General features: G+C 67.3%; 17 protein-coding genes. 7 read left to right on the top strand and 10 right to left on the bottom strand.

The features are described from left to right. A partial coding sequence (locus tag IEY88_RS18790) for an aldose 1-epimerase family protein (RefSeq protein WP_189156097.1) occupies positions 1 to 887 on the bottom strand: 887 nt, incomplete at its 3' end. A 38-nt stretch (positions 888 to 925) separates the two neighbouring features. On the opposite strand from IEY88_RS18790, the gene IEY88_RS44320 reads away from it, so the two are divergent. Next, positions 926 to 1,702 carry an MBL fold metallo-hydrolase gene (locus tag IEY88_RS44320; RefSeq protein WP_229693530.1) on the top strand — a complete coding sequence of 259 codons (777 nt, stop codon included), beginning with the start codon at positions 926 to 928 and terminating at the stop codon, positions 1,700 to 1,702. Then, on the top strand, positions 1,699 to 2,415 hold the full coding sequence (locus tag IEY88_RS44325; RefSeq protein WP_229693531.1) for an AAA family ATPase: 717 nt from the start codon (positions 1,699 to 1,701) through the stop codon (positions 2,413 to 2,415). Before IEY88_RS44320 ends, IEY88_RS44325 begins: the two co-directional genes overlap by 4 nt. Before the next feature lie 15 nt (positions 2,416 to 2,430). Here IEY88_RS44325 and IEY88_RS18800 read toward each other — a convergent pair whose 3' ends face one another. Further along, complete coding sequence (locus tag IEY88_RS18800; RefSeq protein ID WP_189156098.1) at positions 2,431 to 3,825, bottom strand: APC family permease; 1,395 nt, start codon at positions 3,823 to 3,825, stop codon at positions 2,431 to 2,433. Between the two features lie 80 nt (positions 3,826 to 3,905). Here IEY88_RS18800 and IEY88_RS18805 point away from each other — a divergent pair, with 80 nt between their 5' ends. Beyond that, a complete protein-coding gene (locus IEY88_RS18805) occupies positions 3,906 to 4,700 on the top strand; it encodes a hypothetical protein (RefSeq protein ID WP_189156099.1) in 795 nt (264 codons plus the stop codon). Here the strand turns inward: IEY88_RS18805 and IEY88_RS18810 are convergent. The 8 genes from IEY88_RS18810 to IEY88_RS18845 all read right to left on the bottom strand — a co-directional run bounded on the left by IEY88_RS18810 (position 4,684) and on the right by IEY88_RS18845 (position 13,518). Beyond that, positions 4,684 to 5,907: an MFS transporter gene (locus tag IEY88_RS18810; protein WP_189156621.1), complete on the bottom strand. Its 1,224-nt coding sequence runs from the start codon at positions 5,905 to 5,907 to the stop codon at positions 4,684 to 4,686. The two genes, IEY88_RS18805 and IEY88_RS18810, sit on opposite strands and share 17 nt — an antisense overlap. A gap of 98 nt (positions 5,908 to 6,005) precedes the next feature. After that, positions 6,006 to 7,940, bottom strand: coding sequence for an asparagine synthase (glutamine-hydrolyzing) (gene asnB, locus IEY88_RS18815; protein WP_189156100.1), 1,935 nt, complete (start codon positions 7,938 to 7,940; stop codon positions 6,006 to 6,008). A gap of 556 nt (positions 7,941 to 8,496) precedes the next feature. Then, a complete protein-coding gene (pdxH, locus tag IEY88_RS18820; RefSeq protein WP_189156101.1) occupies positions 8,497 to 9,153 on the bottom strand; it encodes a pyridoxamine 5'-phosphate oxidase in 657 nt (218 codons plus the stop codon). Between the two features lie 155 nt (positions 9,154 to 9,308). Beyond that, positions 9,309 to 10,028, bottom strand: coding sequence for an urease accessory protein UreD (locus IEY88_RS18825; protein ID WP_505744123.1), 720 nt, complete (start codon positions 10,026 to 10,028; stop codon positions 9,309 to 9,311). Further along, positions 10,007 to 10,669 (bottom strand): urease accessory protein UreG, encoded by a 663-nt coding sequence (ureG, locus tag IEY88_RS18830; RefSeq protein WP_189156103.1) that lies wholly within the window; start codon positions 10,667 to 10,669, stop codon positions 10,007 to 10,009. The genes IEY88_RS18825 and ureG overlap by 22 nt, the downstream gene beginning before the upstream one ends. Beyond that, positions 10,632 to 11,243: an urease accessory protein UreF gene (locus IEY88_RS18835; RefSeq protein WP_189156622.1), complete on the bottom strand. Its 612-nt coding sequence runs from the start codon at positions 11,241 to 11,243 to the stop codon at positions 10,632 to 10,634. The genes ureG and IEY88_RS18835 overlap by 38 nt, the downstream gene beginning before the upstream one ends. Further along, entirely contained in the window at positions 11,240 to 12,922 is a 1,683-nt protein-coding gene (locus IEY88_RS18840) for an urease subunit alpha (RefSeq protein ID WP_189156104.1), read from the bottom strand. Before IEY88_RS18840 ends, IEY88_RS18835 begins: the two co-directional genes overlap by 4 nt. After that, positions 12,919 to 13,518 (bottom strand): urease subunit gamma, encoded by a 600-nt coding sequence (locus tag IEY88_RS18845; RefSeq protein ID WP_189156105.1) that lies wholly within the window; start codon positions 13,516 to 13,518, stop codon positions 12,919 to 12,921. The genes IEY88_RS18840 and IEY88_RS18845 overlap by 4 nt, the downstream gene beginning before the upstream one ends. Before the next feature lie 144 nt (positions 13,519 to 13,662). Here IEY88_RS18845 and IEY88_RS18850 point away from each other — a divergent pair, with 144 nt between their 5' ends. The 4 genes from IEY88_RS18850 to IEY88_RS18865 are packed head-to-tail and all read left to right on the top strand — an operon-like array spanning position 13,663 to position 16,914. Beyond that, entirely contained in the window at positions 13,663 to 14,487 is an 825-nt protein-coding gene (locus IEY88_RS18850; protein ID WP_189156106.1) for an ABC transporter ATP-binding protein, read from the top strand. Further along, on the top strand, positions 14,484 to 15,281 hold the full coding sequence (locus tag IEY88_RS18855; protein ID WP_189156107.1) for an ABC transporter permease: 798 nt from the start codon (positions 14,484 to 14,486) through the stop codon (positions 15,279 to 15,281). The genes IEY88_RS18850 and IEY88_RS18855 overlap by 4 nt, the downstream gene beginning before the upstream one ends. Then, positions 15,260 to 16,315, top strand: a complete 1,056-nt coding sequence (locus IEY88_RS18860) for a sensor histidine kinase (protein WP_189156108.1) — start codon at positions 15,260 to 15,262, stop codon at positions 16,313 to 16,315. The genes IEY88_RS18855 and IEY88_RS18860 overlap by 22 nt, the downstream gene beginning before the upstream one ends. Beyond that, entirely contained in the window at positions 16,312 to 16,914 is a 603-nt protein-coding gene (locus tag IEY88_RS18865; protein WP_189156109.1) for a response regulator, read from the top strand. Before IEY88_RS18860 ends, IEY88_RS18865 begins: the two co-directional genes overlap by 4 nt. Positions 16,915 to 17,071: the final 157 nt, after the last annotated feature.

A 17,071-nucleotide genomic window follows, 5' to 3' on the forward strand; every position in this document is an offset into this window, starting at 1 on the left:
GCGCCCAACGGCCGAATCCCCCACCGACCACCCCAAGACTCCCCAGGAGAAACCCAAATCAAATCCACCCCGGAGTTCAAAGCATCCGGCGGACAGGTCATCGGCTCAACAGCAACAGCCCGCCCCCGCCCAGGATAAGAATCGGGCGTATAAACCTGAACCCACCGAAACACCGGATCGGCCCACACTTCAACGCCACCCTCCTCAGAGGTGAGCGTGTGATGAACGAGCCCGTCCTCGGAGGGTTCGCAGCCACCAAACGGCGTGTCCAGCTTCACGCCCTCCAAGACCCGACCACTCCGAAAGTCGAACGACGTCCCCTCGACAGGCACAGCCGGCCCGGAAGGCACCATCCGCTGGGTGTCGAGAGGCAACACAGTGGTGGCAGCCAACGTAAGAGTGCAGGCGTCCGTGGCCGCGTTCCCAGCCCGCGGATAAGGATGAGTCCCCACCCCGAACGGCGTAGCAACATCCCCAACGTTCGAAACCCCATGCGTGACCGTCAACCCACGATCATCCAACGCATAGGACACAGTGACGTCCAAAGCAGCGGGCCACCCAGCCTGAGGCTCGATCAAAGCTCGCAACGACACCAAAGACCCGGTGTGCTCCACAACGGACCAGGGCCGGCGCCGCAGCAACCCGTGCACCGCGTTCCCACGGGCGGGCTCGGTCACCTCGAGGTGCTGAACGACCCCGTCCAACACCCAGGTGGCCCCAGCAGTCCGGTTGGGCCAGGGCACCAGCACGGCCCCAGCACTCATCGGCGGCTTCTCGTCAGCCCCGAATGTCTCCACGTACGGAACACCGTCCACCTCGAAAGACCGCAGGCCTGCGCCTACAGTCGTGATCACAGCGGTGGCACCCTCGTACGAGATCCCCAACATGAGGCTGAAGCCTACGGGGCCTGCGGAAGGATTTGCCCATGAAGGTTCATCACCTCAACTGCGCCACGTTCCGGCCTCCCCTGGTCGCGGGCGGTCTGGTGGCACATTGCCTGCTGATCGAGTCCGACCGGGGCCTGGTCCTGGTCGACACGGGCTTCGGCATGAACGAGGTGACCGACCCGAAGGCGACGATCGACGGGCTGAGCCGCGCGCTCCTCAAACCCGCGCTCGACATCACCGAGACCGCGATCCACCAGGTCGAGAAGCGCGGATACACGGCCGACGACGTGCGGCACGTCCTGCTCACCCACCTCGACCTGGACCACGCGGGCGGGCTGCGCGACTTCCCCAAGGCCACCGTGCACGTGCTCGACTCCGAACTGGAGGCCGCGACCAACGCGAGGAGCGCCAAGGAACGTTCGCGTTATCCGAAGGCCCAACGAGAAGGCGTGAACTTCCAGACGCACAAGGCCGAGGGCGAGGACTGGTTCGGCTTCCAGGCCGTCAAGGACATCACCGGCCTGCCCGACGACATCCTCATGGTGCCGCTCATCGGCCACACGGCAGGGCACACCGGCATCGCGGTCCGCTCCGACAACGGCTGGCTGCTGCACGCCGGCGACGCGTACTTCTACCGCGGCGAGATCGAGACGCCGCCGAGCAACATCTTCGCGCTCAAGCTCACCGCCAAGCAGACCGAGACGATCCGCGAGCAGCGCGTGTCCAATGTGGAACGTCTGAGGGAACTGAAATCAAGCGGCGAAGCCGAGGTCTTCTGCGCCCACGACCCGGTCGAACTGGCGCGCCTCGCGTGACGTTCATCCACCAGATCCGCCTCGACCAGGCCGACGACACCCACCGCTACCCGTTCACCCTGCCGGTCGTCCAGCACCTGATCAAACACCCGCTACACCTCAACACCCCCGTCACCTTCCTGACGGGAGACAACGGCGCGGGCAAGTCGACCCTGGTCGAGGCGATCGCGGTGGCGGCCGGCTTCAACGCCGAGGGCGGCACCCAGTCGTTCAACTTCGCCACCAAAGCCACGGAATCGTCGCTCGGCGACTACCTGACCCTCCGCTGGGGCACCAGAAAACCGAGGACGGGGTTCTTCCTCAGGGCCGAGTCGTTCTACAACGTCGCCACCGAGATCGACCGGATCGGCGGGGGAATCCACGCGTCGTACGGCGGAAAGTCGTTGCACGAGCGGTCACACGGCGAGAGCTTCATCGACCTGATGAACCACAGGTTCGGCAGCAGGGGCCTCTACATCCTCGACGAACCCGAGGCCGCCCTCTCGGTCAAAGGCTGCCTGACAGTCCTGCGGCGCATGCACGAACTGGTCAACGAGAGTTCGCAGTTCATCATCGCCACCCACTCGCCGATCCTGCTGGCCGCACCCAACGCCACGATCCTCGAGATCACCGACACGATCGACGAAGTCTCCTACGACACAGCGGAACCGGTCCGGCTCACCCGCAACTTTCTGGGCGACCCGAACCGGTTCCTGAAGCACCTGCTGGACTAGCGAACCACCGGCGAACTACTTCCTGAGGTTTTCCGGGTGGATCTCCACCTTGCCGTGCAGCACGCGGTTGATGCCCCAGAGCACCAGACCGGCGAGCAACAGGTAGCCCGCGATCACGTAATCGCCCGCCGGACGACCGGACGTCCACGGGATCGCGAGGTAGGCGCACGTGATCGCACCGAGCACCGGCGCCCACGTCGGCGCACGGAAGTGCTTGTGCTCGGACGGCTCGCGGCGAAGCACGAGACACGCGACGTTGACGATCGTGAAGACGATCAGCAGCAGCAACGACGTCGTGCCGCCGAGCTTGCCGATGTCCGCGGTGGACACCAGGATCACCGCGACGCCGGTCGTGAAGACGATCGAGATCCACGGCGTGCGGCGGAACGGGTGCACGGCGCCGAAGAACTTCGGGATGATCTTCTCGTTCGCCATGCCGTACAACAACCTCGACGCCATCAGCATGTTGATCAGGGCCGAGTTGATGACGGCCAGCAGGCCGATCAACGCGAAGATCCACAGCGGGAAGCCGGGCGCACCAACGGTGACGACCTTCAGCAACGCGCCGCTGCTCGCCTTCGCGAGCTCGTCGGCCGGGATCAGCAGCGACGACGTGAGCGCGACGAGCACGTAGATCAGGGCCGCGATGCCCATGCCCCACAGCATCGCGCGCGGGAAGATCTTGACGGGGTTCCGGCACTCCTCCGCCATGTTCACCGAGTCCTCGAAGCCGACCATCGCGAAGAACGCGAGCGCCGTCGCCGAGGTGACCGCGAGCATCACGTTGCTGCCGGACGGCACGTTGATCTCGGTGAGCCTGCCGGGCTCGCCGTCACCGTTCACGACGGCCCAGGCGCCGATCAGGATGATGATCACCAGACCGGACAGCTCGATGCAGGTCAGCACCACGTTGGTCTTGACCGACTCGGACACGCCGCGGAAGTTGATCAGCGCGAGACCACCGATGAAGATGATCGCGAGTCCGGTGAACACCAACGACTCAGGGCTGAGCGCGACGTCGAAGAACTCCACCAGCAGCTGCCGCAGGTACGTGCGGCCGAACGCCAGCGCGGCCGACGAGGCCGACGTGATGCCGGAGCACATGACCGCGAACGCGACCATGAACGTCAGGAAGTGGATCTTGAACGCTCTGTTCGTGTAGAGCGCGGCACCGGCGGCCTTGGGGTACTTGCCGACCAGTTCCAGATAACTGAACGCGGTCAGGAACGCCACCACGAACGCGAGCAGGAAGGGCAGCCAGAGCGCGCCGCCGATCTTGCCTGCCACGTTGCCGGTGAGGGCGTAGATACCGGTGCCGAGGATGTCGCCGACGACGAAGAACAGCAGCAGCTTCGGGCCGATCGCCCGATGTAGCTCTGGTTGCTCCGTTTGTGGAGTCGCTTCAGCCATGCCCGAAGATTCTGCACCTTTTGCCCGGCTACCTGCGGCAACAGACGGTCACCTCACCCAATTGGTGTAACAATCGCGCCATGAGACTCGCGGCAATCGCGATCATCGCCGCCGTGGCGCTGACCGCCTGTTCCTCATCCGAACCCGCGAGCGAGAACGCCTCCCAGCACCGCGACGTGAAGAGCCTGGTGGCAGCGGTGACCAAGAGCGTCGGCGAGAAGGGTTCCTACCGCTTCTCGATCACGCCACCGCCCACGGGAGGCGGCGTGCGGGCACCGGCGAGCGGCAGCGTCCGGCTGGGCGGCGAGGTCCCGAGCATGGACGCGACCACCACACGTCCCGTGCAGACCGGCGGCGACCCGGTCGAACTGAGGCTGCTCTCGACGACGAAGGACAGCGCGTTCGTGAAGCTGCCCGCCGCCGTCTTCGGCCTGCCCGCCGACAAGCCGTGGGTGAAGCTGGACCGCAAGCTCGACGACGATTTCACCACGACCCTGCTCGGCTTCCACGACGTCGTCTACCAGCAGGCCGTCTTCACGACCTACCACCTGCCGGTGATGGAGGCGGGCGGTGAGCTCGAGCTGACCGCGCAGGTCGGCGGCACCACCCGGTACTCGGTCTCCGTCGACTACCAGAAGGCCTACGACACCCTGAAGGACGAGGGCCTGCGCACCGAGGTCAAGCTCGCGCTGGACCAGAAGGTCGCCGGCTCGACCGGTGAGATCGAACTGAACGGCGACGGCCTGCCGATCCGGATCACCTTCTACACCCAGTTCCAGGGCGCGCAGATCGTCGACGAGGCCCGCTTCACCGACTGGGGCCGCGATACAACGATCACCGAGCCGAACCCGGCGGAGATCAGCTCGCGGAACTGAAGCGGTAGCGCCAGATCGCGGGCATCAGCGCCACCATCGCGACGCTCGCGACGACGACCAGCAGGCCACCGACCGACACCGCCGCGGCCGTGCCGAACGCCGCGCCACCCGTGCCGTGCAGCAGGTCGGCGATGCGCGGCCCACCGGCCACGACGACGATGAAGACGCCCTGCATCCGCCCACGCATCTCGTCCGTCGCCGCCGACTGCAGGATCGCGCCGCGGAACGCCATCGACACCATGTCAGCAGCACCGGCCAAGGCCAGGAACGCAGCCGCCACCCACAACGACCCGGCAAGCCCGAAGCCCATGATCGCGAGACCCCACCCCACCACAGCCAGGGTCAACGCCACACCGTGCCGACTGACGTTGGAGATCCAGCCGGACGTGAGCCCGCAGATCACCGCCCCGACCGGAATCGCCGCGAACAGGACACCGAGCGCGAACCCACCACCGGCCGGGTCGCCGAACGTGTGCTGGGCCATCTCCGGGAACAGCGCCCGCGGCATGCCGAACACCATCGCGATGATGTCGAGCAACATGCTCGCCATCAGCACCTTCTGCGCCCACAGGTACGTGAAGCCGGCCAGCACGTCCCGCAACCCGGCACGCCGGACCACCCCGTCCAGCGGCGGCATCGAGGGCAGCTTCCACACCGCGTAGACCGTGACGGTGAGCGCGATCGCATCGATGAGGTAGAGCGTCGAGAGCCCGACGACCGGCATGAACGCACCCGCGAGCAACGGCCCGAGCACCGCACCGAACTGCATCACCGTCGACCCGAGCGCACCGGCCGACGGCAACAGCTCAGCAGGCACCAACCTGGCGATCGACGCCTGCCGCGCCGGAGCGTTGGCCGCGAAGAACACCTGCTGGAGACCGAGCAACGCGATGATGAGCCACACCGAACCGACGTTCATCGCCGCCTGCGCCCACAGCAGCACCGACGAGACCGCGATGCCGATGTTCGTGACGAGCAGCAGCTTCCGACGATCCACGGTGTCCGCGATCGCCCCGCCCCACAACCCGAACACGAGCAGGGGCACCAGCGCCACACCGGCGGCGATGCCGACCCACGCCGAGGACCCGGTGAGGTCGTAGACCTGCTTGGGCACGGCAACGGCGGTGAGCTGGGAGCCCACCGCCGTCACGATCGTGGAGAGCCACAGCCGGCGATACGCGACGATCTTCAACGGTCGCGTGTCGATCACGAACGTAGAGCGCGCGCTTCTCCCCACAGTGGCCACTTCGTTAGCCTATGACAACTAACAAGCGCTTTCCGCAAGTCTGTCGCCAACACCACTCGTCAGAGACGGACCGGGTACACCGGCTCCGGCACCTTCGGGCTGATCCGGCCCTCGACGAAGATCCCGTGCCAGATCATGAAGCAGAGCAGGCTCCACAGCTGCCGGCTGCGGTCGAACTGCTCGGACTTGTGCTCGGCGAGCAGATCGAGCACCGCGTTCTTGTCGAGCAGGTGCCCGGTCTGCGAGTCGTTGATGATCCCGCGCGCCCAGTCGTACATCTCGGCACGCAACCAGTGCCTGATCGGCACCGGGAACCCGAGCTTGGGCCGGTTGAGCACGTGCGCCGGAATGATCTTCGCCAACGCCTTGCGCAACGCGTACTTGGTCGTCCCCTCGGTGAGCTTCTGGTCGAGCGGCACCTCGGCCGCCACCCGGAACACCTCAGGATCCAGGAACGGCACGCGCAGCTCGATGGAGTTGGCCATCGTCACCTTGTCGGCCTTGACCAGGATGTCGCCGCGCAACCACGTGAAGAGGTCGATGTGCTGCATGCGCGCAACGGGGTCCCAGTCCTCGGACTCGCGGTACCAGGGCGCCGTGACGTCCTGGAAGCCAATGCCCTCGACATAACCCGGGAACACCGCACGCACCTGCGCGTCACTGAAGTTGCGAGCGTTCCCGTAGTACCGCTCCTCCAACCGCAGCGCCCCACGCCGAAGCAGGTCCTTCCCGCGCACACCCTCCGGAATGGACTTGGACACAGCACCCATCAACTTGCGCACACCACCGGGCACCTTCTCGAAGGGCGCCAACGACAACGGCTCGTGGTAGATCACGTACCCGCCGAACAGCTCGTCCGCACCCTCACCGGAAAGCACAGCCTTGACGTACTTCCGCGCTTCCTTCGCGATGAAGTACAACGGCACCAACGCCGGGTCCGCCACCGGGTCGTCGAGGTACCAGAGGATGAGCGGCAGCTCCTCCATCATCTCCTCAGGAGACACGGTCCGAACCACGTGCCGCACCCCGATGGCCGCCGCAGTCTCCGCCGCAACATCCACCTCCGAGTACCCCTGCCGGTCAAACCCGCTGGTGAACGCGATGAGGTTCGGATTGTGCTGCTTCGCCAACGTGGCAGTGGCCGTGGAGTCGATCCCACCCGACAGGAACGCACCGACCGTCACATCGGGGTCGGAGATCATGTGCTTGGCCACCGAGTCCCGCATCACCTCGGCAATGCGCTCGTGCAGCGCCTCAGCCTCATGCGCCCCGTTCACCGGCCGAGGCGAAAACACAGGCTTGAAGTACCGGTTGAACAGCACCTGCCCACCCGGCGACACCTTGAACGACGTCCCGGACTCCACCCGCCGAATCGCCTTGTGCAGCGACTCAGGCTCTGGCACGTACTGGAGCACCAGGTAGTGCTGCAACGCAGTCTGGTCCAACTCCTGACTGATCCCCAGAACCCCAGTCAGCTGCAACAAGCTCTTCTTCTCGGACGAGAACCCAACCCCACCGGGCCCGGTGGCCCAGTACAACGGCTTGATCCCGAACGGATCCCGAGCGCCGAAGACCACCCGCTCCTGCGCGTCCCAGATCATGAACGCGAACATGCCGCGCAACATCTTGACCCAGTCGGCCCCGAGGAAGTGGTAACCAGCGACGATGGCCTCACCATCACCGTTGGTCCGGAACTGCGCCCCGAACTTCCGCATGAGCTCAGACCGGAGCTCCTTGTAGTTGTAGATCTCGCCATTGAAGTTCAACGTGTACCGCGTCGGGTTCTCTGGCGGCCCCCACACCAGCGGCTGGTGCGAGTGCTCAAGATCAATGAAGCCAAGCCGGTTGAACCCGTAAACGACCTCTTTGTCAGCCCAGGTGTCCTGCTCGTCCGGCCCACGGTGCCGCTGACAACGCAACGCCGCAGCCACAGAGGCGCGCGCGGAGGCCGCAGTGGCTTCGGTGGAACAGATGAGTCCGAGCACTCCGCACACGTGAAATCGCACCTCGTAGCTAGCTGTTGCTGAAATCCCAGTATGACGAAGCCGGGAACCGGACATTCGTGCACCCGAAGGACGCCTGACTCACCGGTCAGGTTCCAGCCACAACAAGACGCGATGCCGCAGGCGAGCCGCCCTCGGCCAAGCGATGCCGCAGGCGAGCCGTCCTGGTCTTTAGCAAGCGCACTGGGCGGTGGGGTCCCATCACGAGTCGCGCCATAGCACTTGCTGCACCTGAGGGGTGAGGTCAAGTCGACACGCTTTTCGTCGACTTGACCTCACCCCTCAGGTGTGGCCCGCTCTTGGCTCGGCTCGTGATGGGACCCCACCGCCGACGCCACCCTTCTAAGCAACCGGCAGCCGCCCAACGCAACAGGCGTGCCATCTACCTACGGGCGGCGTGGACCCCCTGATCAGATTGCCGGGGGTCTGGGGGCAGAGCCCCCAGGGGAAGCACGCAACAGCACCCCGCCAACGCAACAGCGGGAACCCAACAAAAACGGGGCGCCCCCCGCCCACAGGAAGCGCCCCAACACCAAAGCCCAACAACCTACGGAGCTACTCGCTCCAACGACCACCCATCCCGCCCATCCCGGAACCGCAACCGATCATGCATCCGATCCCGCCGCCCCTGCCAGAACTCGACCTCCTCAGGCCGAATCCGCCACCCACCCCAATGCGGCGGCACAGGAATCTTCTCGGTATCGGCAAACTGCCGCTCGATCTTGTGCAACGCAGAATCCAAAGTGGACCGCCCAGTGACCACCCGCGACTGAGGCGAAGCCCAGGCCCCGATCTGCGACCCCCGAGGCCGCGAGTTCCAGTACTCAGCGGTCTCCACCGGCCCGACCTTCTCGACCACCCCACGCACATGCGCCTGCCGCTGCATCGCGAACCACGGGAACGTGGCCGACGCATACCGAGTGGCCATCAGGTCGTGCGACTTGTTGGACGTGTAGTTGGTGTAGAACACCAGACCACGGGCATCCAGCCCCTTCGCCAGCACGGTCCGCGACGAGGGCCGACCCTTCACGTCGGTCGTCGCGAGCACCATGGCGTTGGGCTCGGCAAGTCCAGCACCCGCGGCCTGGTCGAGCCACAGCTGGAGCTGGTCGTGCCAGGTGGCGGCAAGCTCGGTCTCGCTGAGCGAGCCCTGCTCGTAGGACACGCGCATCGCCGGCAGTGCGATGTTCGTGGTCTCCGTCATCGGCGAACCTCCAAGCAGCGGCAGAACTCGTGGTCCCTGGACCCGCGACCATACGCACGGGCGCGCGATCCCGAAACCGCCTGCGCGGTGATGACCACCACCTGAACGGTGACTGTCCGTACAAAGAACAGTTCTGGATCGAGTCCGTGATCGAGTCAGATGGCATCGAGCACACGTGTGACGGTGACCACGTCATCACCCAGTGCGGTGGCGAGGGTTCCGCCTGCTGCCAACGGAACCACGCTCCACCACTCACCGCCGTCAGCGGCCCGCACCGCCGAGTCGAACACCAACTCGGACCCGACGACTCTCTTCCCAGCCAACCCGGCAGCCGAAGAATCCACCAACGGGTCACCCACAACCAGCTGCTGGTGCAACAACGGCGCCCCACAACGGGTTGCGCGCACGGAGGACGACAGTATCCCGGAAGCCTCGCCCACCCGCCCCAGCACCAGAACTTCACGCATCAACAACTCTGCGTGACCGTCCAATTCGGCCTCCACCACTGCGGTGTGGTTCGCGCGCCGAGTCACCACAGTCGGTTCAGGCAGGTAGCGAACAGATCCCTGAACCACAAACCTCACCAAGGACGAAGAGGCCGCACCGGACGAACCGGGCAGCAACAACGTCGCCGCAACACCTCGAAGCTCGAGTGACGCTCCAGGACCGACTTCGACGGTCAGGGACAACGAATCGCCGCCCAGCGGTGCCGTCACCGAGGAAACCAGGTGCACCAACGCAACGGGCCCCACCCGTCGTGCGGGCACCAGTGTCAACGGTGTCATCGACCTCAGGACTCGCACGACGCTGTTGCCGTGCGAGTCCAGCGCGACCACCAACCGAGCCGAGGCCTTCACAACTGGGCCAGCACCCACTTCGCGACCTCGGGCGCGTCCGGTGTCTCCACCAGGGACTGGGCGATCACGGGCAGTTCGCCGCGCATCCGGTGCGCGTCGGAGATCATCACGTCCATGTCCGCGCCGACGAACGGGGCGAGGTCGATCTTGTTGATGACCAGCAGGTCCGCGGTCGTCACCCCGGGCCCGCCCTTGCGCGGCACCTTGTCGCCGCCGGCCACGTCGACGACGAAGATCTGCCGGTCCACCAGCCCACGCGAGAACACCGCCGTCAGGTTGTCCCCACCACTCTCGATGATCACCAGGTCAAGCCCGGAGTGCCGATGCTCCAACCTCTCCACCGCATCCAGGTTCGCGGTGATGTCGTCCCGGATCGCCGTGTGCGGGCAGCAGCCCGTCTGCACGGCCTCGATGCGCGACGGGTCGAGCACGCCGGCGCGACGCAGGAAGTCCGCGTCCTCGGTCGTGTAGATGTCATTGGTGACGACGGCCAACTCCAACTGCGAGCCGAGCGCGCGGCACAACGCCGCGGTCAGCGCGGTCTTGCCGCTGCCGACCGGACCGCCGATGCCGATCCGCGGCGCGGCTCCGTGGTGGTGGTCGTGCGGGTCGGGCCCGTGGTTAGCTCCCAAAGAGACGCACCCCTTCTCGTCGTGCATGTGCTTCGGCCAGGAGATCCAGAGCCGGTGACCCCAGTGCGGGCAGTTCCTTGCAGGCCCGCGCAGCAACGTCCTGCACGGGCAGCGCGGCCACGATCGCGTTGACCCCGAACGGATCCAGCCCCAGCAACCGCACAGCCGCCGACGCCGGCCCGCTCACCGCCAGATAAGCGCAGGTCAGAGCAGCCTCGAACGGATCAGCGACCAACACCCCGATGACCAACGGCTGGTGCGGGTCGCGCGGCAACGCGTCCAGCCGCTCGGAGGGCCACGCCCGCCGAGCAGCCCGCAACATCCCCCGCCCCTGCGCCCGCGAAGCCGCACGCTGAGCCGGAGAAGGCGTGCGCGCGTCCAACTCCGCGTCCAGCCACCCGAGGTCCTCGCCCCGAGCCGCCGCGGCACCGAACCCGGCCGCCAGCAACCCGGCCCCGAGCAAACGCCCGCGCAGGAACGACTCCAGCGACGGCTCGTCGTGCACGAGCCCGCGCGCGGCAGCCTCCTCCAGTCCCCCGGAGTGCACGTGGCCGCCGCCAGGGAAGCGGGAGTCGGCGAGGATCAGCGCGGTCAGCATCAGAACAGGAAGTACCGCTGGGCCATCGGCAGCTCCGCGACCGGCGAGGGCTCGACCAGGTCACCGTCGACGTGCACGGCGAAGCTGTCCGGATCGACCCGGACGTCCGGCATCGCGTCGTTGTGCACCATGTCCGCCTTGGTCACCGACCGGGTCGACGCCACTGGCAGCACCCGCCGCGCGTACCGCTCCCCGATGCCCGCCTCGACGGCCTCGGGCGCCACGAAGAACACCGAGGAGGCCGCACCCGCCGTCGCGCCGAACATCGGCCGCGCCCACACCGGCTGCGGCGTCGGGATCGAGGCGTTCGCGTCCCCCATCGCACCCCACGCGATGAACCCGCCCTTCAGCACCACCGAGGGCCGCACGCCGAAGAACTTGGGCTCCCACAACACCAGGTCCGCGAGCTTGCCGACCTCCACGGACCCGACCTCGGACGCGATCCCGTGCGCCACCGCCGGGTTGATCGTGTACTTGGCGACGTACCGCTGAGCACGCAGATTGGAGTCCAAAGACCGCCGCGACGACATGACGTGCGCGGTCTGCCAGGTCCGGATGATCACCTCACCGACCCGGCCCATCGCCTGCGAGTCGGACGAGATCATCGAGATCGCGCCCAGGTCGTGCAGCAGGTCCTCGGCCGCGATCGTGGTCGGGCGGATGCGCGACTCCGCGAACGCCAGGTCCTCCGGCACCGACGGGTTGAGGTGGTGGCACACCATCAACATGTCGAGGTGCTCCTCCAGGGTGTTGACCGTGTGCGGGCGCGTCGGGTTCGTCGACGACGGCAGCACGTTCGGCAGCGAGACCACGCGGATGATGTCGGGCGCGTGCCCGCCACCGGCGCCCTCGGAGTGGTAGGCGTTGATCGACCGGCCCGCGATGGCGTCCACAGTGGACTCCAGGAACCCGGCCTCGTTCAGCGTGTCCGTGTGGATCGCGACCTGCACACCCGACTCGTCCGCCACCCTCAGACACGCGTCGATCGCGGCGGGCGTGGTGCCCCAGTCCTCGTGCAGCTTGAACCCGCCGGCTCCGCCCGCCAGCTGCTCGCGCAGGCCCTCCTCCGAGACCGTGTTCCCCTTGCCCAGCAACAGGACGTTGACCGGCATGTGGTCCATCGACGTCAGCATGCGGTCGAGGTACCAGGCTCCGGGCGTGACCGTCGTGGCCTTCGTGCCCTCCGCCGGGCCGGTGCCGCCACCGATCAACGTGGTCAGCCCGGACGCCAGCGCCTCGTCCACGATCTGCGGGCAGATGAAGTGGACGTGGCAGTCGATGCCGCCCGCGGTCAGGATCTTCCCGTTGCCGGACAGGATCTCCGTGGACGGGCCGATCACCAGCGCGGGGTGCACGCCGTCCATCGTGTCCGGGTTGCCGGCCTTGCCGATCGCGACGATCCGGCCGTCGCGCACGCCGACGTCGGCCTTGACGACACCCCAGTGATCGAGGACCACCGCACCCGTGATGACCAGGTCGGGAGCGCCTTCGGCCCGGGTCGCGACGCCCTGGCCCATCGACTCGCGGACCACCTTGCCGCCGCCGAAGATCACCTCGTCGCCGGACGCCGCACCGCGCGAACGGTCCTCGGTGACCTCGATGAACAGGTCGGTGTCAGCGAGCCGGATCCGGTCGCCGACCGTCGGCCCGAGCAGCTCGGCATAACGTTCGCGGTCGATCATCGCTGCAACCCCCGGACGATTCTCAAGCCTGCCAGCGGAACCAACGTGACCTCGCGCTCGACGCCGGGCTCGAACCGCACCGCCGTGCCCGCGGGGATGTCGAGCCGGTAGCCGAACGCCGTCTCCCGGTCGAACGAGAGCCCCGAGTTCACCGACGCGAAGTGGAAGTGCGATCCGACCTGGACGGGCCGGTCGGCGACGTTCACGACGACCATCGTGACGCGCGGCCGTCCGGGGTTGAGCTCGACGGGTTCCGAACCGACGACCACCTCGCCCGGCGCCGGTCCGGCCGAGGGCGCGATCGGGTGGTGCACGGTGACGAGCTTCGTGCCGTCCGGGAACGTGGCCTCCGCCTGCACCGAGTCGATCATCTCCGGCACCCCGCGCATGACCTGCTCGGGCGCGAGCACGGTCCGCCCGCTCTCCATCAGCTCGCTGACCGTGCGGCCGTCCCGCGCGCCCTCCAGCACGTGGTCGGTGATCAACGCGACGGCCTCGGGGTAGTTGAGCAGCACCCCGCGCTCCAGCCGGCGGCGGGCGACGTCGGCGGCGACGTGCACGAGGAGCTTGTCGCGTTCATGCGGCGTCAGATGCACTTCGCCGTTCTAGCACGCGAAAGCGCGCTATCCCCGAGTGGAAACACGGCCGAAACACGACCGCGTGTCCACCGACCGGTTGACAACCGGAGTCAGCGGCACGGTCGTCCCGCGCGGCCCCCTCCGAATCGCAGGATTTACGACATGAACGCGATCCGGGTGAGGGGCCTGAAGAAGGCCTACAAAGACCACCAGGCGGTGGCAGGGGTGGACCTCGACGTCGCCCGCGGGGAGGTCTTCGCCGTGCTCGGCCCGAACGGCGCCGGCAAGACCACCAGCGTCGAGATCCTGGAGGGACACCGCGACCGGGACGCCGGTGAGGTCAGCGTGCTCGGCGCCGACCCGGCCAAGGCCGGCCGCGAGTGGCGCGCGAAGCTCGGGATCGTCCTGCAGAGCGCGACCGACGCCGCGAACCTCACGGTCCGCGAGGCCGTGCACCACTACGCGAAGTACTACGCGGACCCGCGTGACCCGGAAGAGGTCATCGACCTCGTCGGGCTCACCGAGAAGGCCAAGTCCCGCGGCGGCACGCTCTCCGGTGGCCAGCGGCGCCGCCTGGACGTGGCGCTCGGCATCATCGGCCGCCCGGAACTGATGTTCCTGGACGAGCCGACCACCGGCTTCGACCCCGAGGCGCGCCGCCAGTTCTGGAGCCTGATCAAGCGGCTGGCCGCCGAGGGCACCACGATCCTGCTGACCACGCACTACCTCGACGAGGCGGAGGCGCTCGCGGACCGCGTCGCGGTGCTCGCGGGCGGCCGGGTCGTCGCCGAGGGCACGCCGCAGACGCTGGGCGGCCGGGCGCACGCCGACGCGACCGTGCGCTGGCTGTCCGACCGGGGCCACCAGGAGATCCGCACCGCCGAGCCGACCAAGACGATCGCCGAACTGTCGAGGCATGGCGAGCTCGCCGAACTCACCGTCACCCGCCCGTCGCTGGAAGACGTCTACCTGGAGCTGATCGCGTGACCACCGCAACGTTGCCCGGAACCCTGTCGCTCGGTCTCTCGAGGGGTGCGACCGAGCTGCGGGAGTTCTTCCGGCAGAAGGAAAACCTCATCTTCACGATCTCGCTGCCCGCGCTGCTGATGCTGCTGCTCGGCACCGTGTACGTGAAGGAGGCCGCGGCCGCGCAGATGTTCGCGGCCAGCATGATCGGCGCCGGCATCATCTCGACGTCGTTCGTCGGACTGGGCATGAGCGTCGTGGCCGACCGCGAGGACGGCACGCTCAAACGCCTGCGCGGCACGCCGATGCCGTTCACCTCGTACTTCATCGGCAAGATCGTCCTGGTCTTCGTGTCCAGCCTGTTCGAGGCCGTGCTGCTGCTGGCCGTCGGCGTGCTGCGGTTCGACCTCGAACTGCCGACGAGCGCGGAGAAGTGGTTGACGTTCGCCTGGGTCTTCACCCTCGGCGTCATCGCGTGCTCGCTGATCGGCGTGGCGCTGAGCTCGATCGCGAAGTCCACGCGCAACGCGGCGGGCGTGCTGAACCTGCCGTACATCGTGCTGCAGTTCCTCAGCGGCGTGTTCATCATGCAGACGGCGCTGCCCGAGTCGCTGCGGACAGCGGGTTCGCTCTTCCCGCTGAAGTGGGTGTGTCAGGGTTTCCGCTCGGTGTTCGCACTGAACGACGACTACGCGGTCATGGAGGCGGCGGGATCATGGGAGCTCGGCAAGGTCGCGCTGGTGCTCGGGGCCTGGACGATCGTGGGCCTGGTCCTCGTCGGCAGGACCTTCAGGTGGAGCAACACCAGCCGCTGACGACCTGGTACGTGCTCTTCGCACTGACCCAGGTCACGACGATCACCCTCGTCCTGGTGGACGCCAACCCCCTCGCCGACCGGTTGTCGGCGGCGGGGTTGCTCGTCCTGAACTCCCTGTGGTTCGTCGGGTACGGCCTGAGGCTGATGAAGAAGGGCGTCGAGGACTGGCGCGGCCTCGTCTACGCGGCCGGCTCACTCGCCCTCTGGGCCCCGGCGGTGTGGCTGACCGGCAACGCCACGTTCGCGCTGTTCGGCCTGGTGCCGCAGATCTACATGATGATGCCGGTGACGTGGGCGTTCTTCCCCATGGTGGTCTTCGTCTTCACGCCGCAGCTGCTGACCTGGCTGGCCGGCGCCGACCCGGCGCTGCCGTGGCCCGGCGCCCTGCTGATCGTCGGCTTCTCCCAGGCGTTCGGATGGGCCGTGAGCCGGATAGCGCAGCAGAACGCGCAACGCGGTGAGCTGCTCGAACGCATCGAGGCACTGACGCTGGAAGCCGAACGGGCCCGCTGGTCCGCCGAGATCCACGACACGCTCGCCCAGGGCTTCACGTCGATCATCACGCTGCTGCAGGCCGCACAACCGAACGTGGACCTGGCCCTGCGGACCGCACGGGAGAACCTGCGCGAGGCCCGCGCACTGGTCGCGTCCAACGCACCGTCGCCTTTGGACGGTTCCTCCCTGGAGGACGCGTTGCGGCGACTGGTGTCCGGGGTGTCACCGCCGTCCACGTTTCGGGTGATCGGGGACGCCCGGCCGTTGGCGACCTCGGTCGAGGTGGTGCTGCTGCGGACCGTGCAGGAGGCGCTGACCAACGTCGCCCGGCACTCCGGCGCCACGCGGGCCGACGTCGTGATGAGGTTCGACGAGGAGGGCGTCTCGCTGGAGGTGCGCGACGACGGCCGCGGGTTCGGCGACGCTCCGGAGGGCTTCGGCCTGCGGGGCATGCGCGCCAGGCTCGAACAGGTGGGTGGGACGCTGTCGCTGTCCTCGGACGAGGGGGCGTCGGTGTTGGTGGAGGTACCGCTGTGATCAGGATTCTGCTGGTGGACGACCACCCGGTGGTGCGCCAGGGGCTGCGCGGGATGCTCGTGGGGGACGACCTGGAGGTCGTCGGCGACGCCGGGTCGGGCCAGGAGGCGATCGCGCAGGCCGCGTTGCTGAAGCCGGACGTCGTGCTGATGGACTTGCGGATGCCCGAAATGGACGGTGTGGCCGCGACCGCCCGGATCGTCGGCACCGGGCCGCGCGTGCTCGTGCTGACGACGTACGAGACGGATTCGGACATCCTTCGCGCTGTTGAGGCCGGGGCGTCCGGGTACCTGTTGAAGGACTCGACCACCGAGGACCTGATCGCGGCCATTCGGGCGGCTTCGCGTGGGGAGACGGTGCTGGCTCCGTCGATGGTGGCCAAGGTGGTGGGGCAGGTTCGCACCCCGCCTCTGTCGGCGCGCGAGTCGGAGGTGCTGAGGTTGGTGGCCAAGGGGATGTCCAACGTCGAGATCGGCCGGGCGCTGTTCATCTCGGAGGCGACGGTGAAGACGCATCTGCTGCGGGTGTTCAACAAGCTGGGCGTGTCGGACCGGACGGCGGCCGTGACGACAGCCATGGATCGCGGCATGTTGCAGTGACGCACCGATGTCGCGGACTAGTGCACAACGGTGAACAGGCCCCAGATCAGGCGGCTGTTCGAGTGACGCCCGCCGACGTCCTGAAAATCAGCGTGACAATCTGTTCATTCGACTATTGCGGCCAGCTACCAACACTGTTCGCAATATCAGTCGGGGG

The organism is Lentzea pudingi (genome assembly GCF_014646255.1).
Taxonomy (GTDB): domain Bacteria; phylum Actinomycetota; class Actinomycetes; order Mycobacteriales; family Pseudonocardiaceae; genus Lentzea; species Lentzea pudingi.

Excerpts from the sequence above, each read along its gene's own strand:
- IEY88_RS44320 (WP_229693530.1), top strand. The coding sequence starts at position 926 with ATGAAGGTTCATCACCTCAACTGCGCCACGTTCCGGCCTCCCCTGGTC.
- IEY88_RS18800 (WP_189156098.1), bottom strand. The coding sequence starts at position 3,825 with ATGGCTGAAGCGACTCCACAAACGGAGCAACCAGAGCTACATCGGGCG.
- IEY88_RS18805 (WP_189156099.1), top strand. The coding sequence starts at position 3,906 with ATGAGACTCGCGGCAATCGCGATCATCGCCGCCGTGGCGCTGACCGCC.
- pdxH (WP_189156101.1), bottom strand. The coding sequence starts at position 9,153 with ATGACGGAGACCACGAACATCGCACTGCCGGCGATGCGCGTGTCCTAC.
- ureG (WP_189156103.1), bottom strand. The coding sequence starts at position 10,669 with ATGCACGACGAGAAGGGGTGCGTCTCTTTGGGAGCTAACCACGGGCCC.
- IEY88_RS18840 (WP_189156104.1), bottom strand. The coding sequence starts at position 12,922 with ATGATCGACCGCGAACGTTATGCCGAGCTGCTCGGGCCGACGGTCGGC.
- IEY88_RS18850 (WP_189156106.1), top strand. The coding sequence starts at position 13,663 with ATGAACGCGATCCGGGTGAGGGGCCTGAAGAAGGCCTACAAAGACCAC.